This is a genomic window from Mesobacterium pallidum, assembly GCF_019966535.1.
Taxonomy (GTDB): Bacteria; Pseudomonadota; Alphaproteobacteria; order Rhodobacterales; family Rhodobacteraceae; genus Mesobacterium; species Mesobacterium pallidum.
This window is the reverse complement of record NZ_JAIMID010000022.1, coordinates 1-3,371: the sequence shown is the minus strand read 5'-3', so window position 1 is coordinate 3,371 and position 3,371 is coordinate 1. Positions and strand designations below refer to the sequence as shown.

Annotated in this window: 5 protein-coding genes and 1 pseudogene; all 6 read left to right on the top strand. The window is 60.5% G+C overall.

The window, feature by feature from the left end:
* The first annotated feature begins 95 nt into the window (after nucleotides 1-95).
* On the top strand, nucleotides 96-782 hold the full coding sequence (locus MF270_RS23500) for a hypothetical protein (protein ID WP_238368183.1): 687 nt from the start codon (nucleotides 96-98) through the stop codon (nucleotides 780-782).
* A gap of 194 nt (nucleotides 783-976) precedes the next feature.
* Nucleotides 977-1,282: a 30S ribosomal protein S10 gene (rpsJ, locus tag MF270_RS23495; RefSeq protein ID WP_238368182.1), complete on the top strand. Its 306-nt coding sequence runs from the start codon at nucleotides 977-979 to the stop codon at nucleotides 1,280-1,282.
* Nucleotides 1,283-1,292: 10 nt separating this feature from the next.
* Nucleotides 1,293-2,135, top strand: a complete 843-nt coding sequence (gene rplC / locus MF270_RS23490; protein WP_238368181.1) for a 50S ribosomal protein L3 — start codon at nucleotides 1,293-1,295, stop codon at nucleotides 2,133-2,135.
* A complete protein-coding gene (gene rplD / locus MF270_RS23485) occupies nucleotides 2,132-2,749 on the top strand; it encodes a 50S ribosomal protein L4 (protein ID WP_238368180.1) in 618 nt (205 codons plus the stop codon). Before rplC ends, rplD begins: the two co-directional genes overlap by 4 nt.
* A complete protein-coding gene (locus tag MF270_RS23480; RefSeq protein ID WP_238368179.1) occupies nucleotides 2,746-3,042 on the top strand; it encodes a 50S ribosomal protein L23 in 297 nt (98 codons plus the stop codon). The genes rplD and MF270_RS23480 overlap by 4 nt, the downstream gene beginning before the upstream one ends.
* 208 nt (nucleotides 3,043-3,250) lie before the next feature.
* Nucleotides 3,251-3,371 (top strand): annotated as a pseudogene (locus MF270_RS23475) (IS481 family transposase); the annotation flags it as partial.

The window sequence follows — 3,371 nt, the reverse complement described above, 5'->3', positions numbered from 1 at the left end:
TTTGCTCTGCAAAGGCGATGAGAGCCCACCCGGTCGAGTAAAGCAAAGGGCGCCCCAAAAGGGCGCCCTTTCGCTTTCTGATGAGGTATCCGACCATGAATGTGACTGAACTTTTGCAGCGCTTGACTGATCCGCACGGGGTCAAGGGGAGCGAATTGCAAGCGCTACTGGACGGGTACTACGCCGAAGGTAATCGATCGGCGAAAGAGAAGTCCGACGATCGCTCCGGTTTGCGCCCGTACAAGAAAATCAGGGACGAGGTCTCGCCTATCGACCGCTTTCTGCGTTGGGCGGGACTGGCATCAGCCACAGTGTACTTTCCAATGGACAACACCGTCCCAGACTGCACCATCTTGCTCCCGACAGGCCAGACCATCCAGTTGGAAGTCACAACTGCCGGCAGCCGTGAACGCAAGCGAACCGCGGAACAACTAAACCGCGAGGGTATCAGCCGCGGATTCTCAGGTCTTCGAGATGACGCAACCAGAGACGAGGAGCAGGAGCGCTTGGAGCAGCCACCGCAGATGTACAGCACTGTCCAAGCCATCGACACCATTTCAAAAGCGATTTCGCTCAGCCTGGCCAAGAAGAACGATCGCAAGTACGAGGGCATGGCCCTTTTGGTTGCGGTCGATTTGGTTTGGTTGGGGCCCGAGCGGTGGAAAGTATTGCCAAAATTACTGAAATCGGACGTGGATAGACTGCCGTTCAGCGAAGTCTATCTCATACACAAAGACCGCAAAGACTTGCTTGGCTTCCAATTGAAAGGGACGCGGTTCTAGGCCCGGTCGCTCCGAAAGACGAGAACGTCCCAAGTCCACATCTCCCCCTTGCCACACCCCCTCACCCCTAGTATAGCGCGCGAGTTCGCATACGAACGCGAGGGCGGGGTGATTCCCCGCCCTCAAGGTTCGATGAGGGTTGCCGATGCGCGGTTGTCCTCCTCTCAACCTTCATGCCAGAAAAAGGCTGTTCAATGAGCCAGAACATCCGCATCCGCCTCAAGGCGTTTGATTACCGTGTTCTCGATGCCTCGACCCAGGAAATCGTGAACACTGCCAAGCGGACCGGCGCCGAAGTACGCGGCCCCATCCCGCTTCCCAACAAGATCGAGAAGTTCACCGTTCTGCGTGGACCTCACGTCAACAAGAAATCCCGCGACCAGTTCGAGATCCGCACGCACAAGCGTCTGCTCGACATCGTCGACCCGACCCCGCAGACGGTGGACGCGCTGATGAAGCTCGACCTCGCCGCCGGCGTGGATGTCGAGATCAAGGTATAAGGGGGCAGACATGTTGCGCTCTGGTATCATCGCGAAGAAGGTGGGCATGACCCGCCTGTTCATGGAAGACGGCAAGCAGATCCCTGTGACCGTTCTTCAACTCGACAAGCTGCAGGTCGTCGCACAGCGCACCGCCGAAGCCAACGGCTACACCGCCGTTCAGCTGGGCGCAGGCACCGCGAAGGCCAAGAACACCTCGAAGGCCATGCGCGGCCACTTCGCCACGGCGAAGGTGGAACCCAAGCGCAAGGTTGCCGAGTTCCGCGTCGCCCCCGAAGCGATGATCAATGTCGGTGAGGAAATCACCGCCGATCATTACTTTGAAGGTCAGTACGTGGACGTGGCCGGCACGACCATCGGTAAGGGTTTCGCCGGTGCCATGAAGCGGCACAACTTCGGCGGTCTGCGCGCCTCGCACGGCGTGTCGATCTCGCACCGTTCGCACGGCTCGACCGGTCAGTGTCAGGACCCCGGCAAGGTGTTCAAGGGCAAGAAGATGGCCGGCCACATGGGGGCCGTCCGCGTGACCACCCAGAACCTGCAGGTCGTCAAGACCGACAGCGAACGTGGGCTGATCATGATCAAGGGCGCCGTTCCGGGTGCCAAGGGTGGCTGGGTGACCGTCAAGGACGCCGTCAAGAAGCCCTTCCCGGAGAACGCGATCCTGCCCGCCGCGCTGAAGTCCGCAGCCGAGGAAGCCGCCAAGGCCGCCGAGGAAGCCGCTGCAGCAGCCGCAGCCGAGGCCGAAGCAGAAGCCAAGCGCCTTGCTGAAGAGCAAGCCGCCGCCGAAGCCGAAGCGCTGAAGGCAGCCGAGGCCGAAATCGAGGCCGAGAAGAAGGAAGGCGACGAATGAAACTCGACGTGATCAACCTGGACGGCGGCAACGCCGGGTCGGTCGAGCTGGGCGACGAGGTCTTTGGCCTCGACCCGCGCGCCGACATCCTGCACCGTGTGGTCCGCTGGCAGCGCAACAAGGCGCAGGCCGGTACGCACAAGGTCAAGACCCGCTCGGAAGTGAGCTACTCGACCAAGAAGATCTATCGCCAGAAGGGCACGGGCGGCGCACGCCACGGCTCGCGCAAGGCGCCGATCTTCCGCAAGGGTGGCATCTACAAGGGTCCGACCCCGCGCAGCCACGCGCATGACCTGCCCAAGAAGGTCCGTGCCCTTGGTCTCAAGCATGCCCTGTCGGCGAAAGCCAAGGCAGGCGAGCTGGTGATCATCGACACCGCCACCGCATCGGGCAAGACCGCCGAGCTGGCCAAACAGGTGAAGAACCTGGGCTGGAAGCGCGCGCTGATCATCGACGGGGCCGAGGTCAACGAGACCTTCGCCGTCGCAGCCCGCAACATCGAAGGCCTGGACATCCTGCCCTCGATCGGCGCCAACGTCTATGACATCCTCAAGCGCGACACGCTCGTGCTGACCAAGGCGGGTGTCGAAGCATTGGAGGCTCGTCTGAAATGAGCGCTAAGCACGAACACTACGACGTGATCCGCAAGCCGATCATCACCGAAAAGACGACCATGGCATCGGAGAACAATGCCGTCGTCTTCGAAGTGGCGATCGACAGCAACAAGCCGCAGATCAAGGAAGCCGTCGAGGCGCTGTTCGGCGTTAAGGTGAAGGCCGTGAACACGACCGTCACCAAGGGCAAGGCAAAGCGGTTCCGTGGCCAGATGGGCAAGCGGAAGGACGTCAAGAAAGCCTACGTGACGCTCGAAGAAGGCAACGCGATCGACGTGTCGACCGGTCTTTGAGCCAGGGCGGGTTTTCCCGCCTGTTGAGAAATCGGAGAGGCCCTCGCGGAAACGCGGGGGCCTTTCTTCCTTCAGATACAGGGCGTCGAAAACTCGCGCGTCGGTGACTACATTGTGGGCGATGAGCTTATCGAGATTGCGCCAAGTCTAGGTGTTTGATCCCACGGTTTGATGGTGTGATCCTTTCTCAGGAATGGAAGGAAGCACTATGGGACAAGTTCGTCACGGGAGCGCCACGACCACGCACGCAGTCAGAGCTGCAATACAACGATCGCAAGCTTCGCTCGCGACGTTGAGCCGGGAGCTAGGTATCAATCCAAAGACGGTCG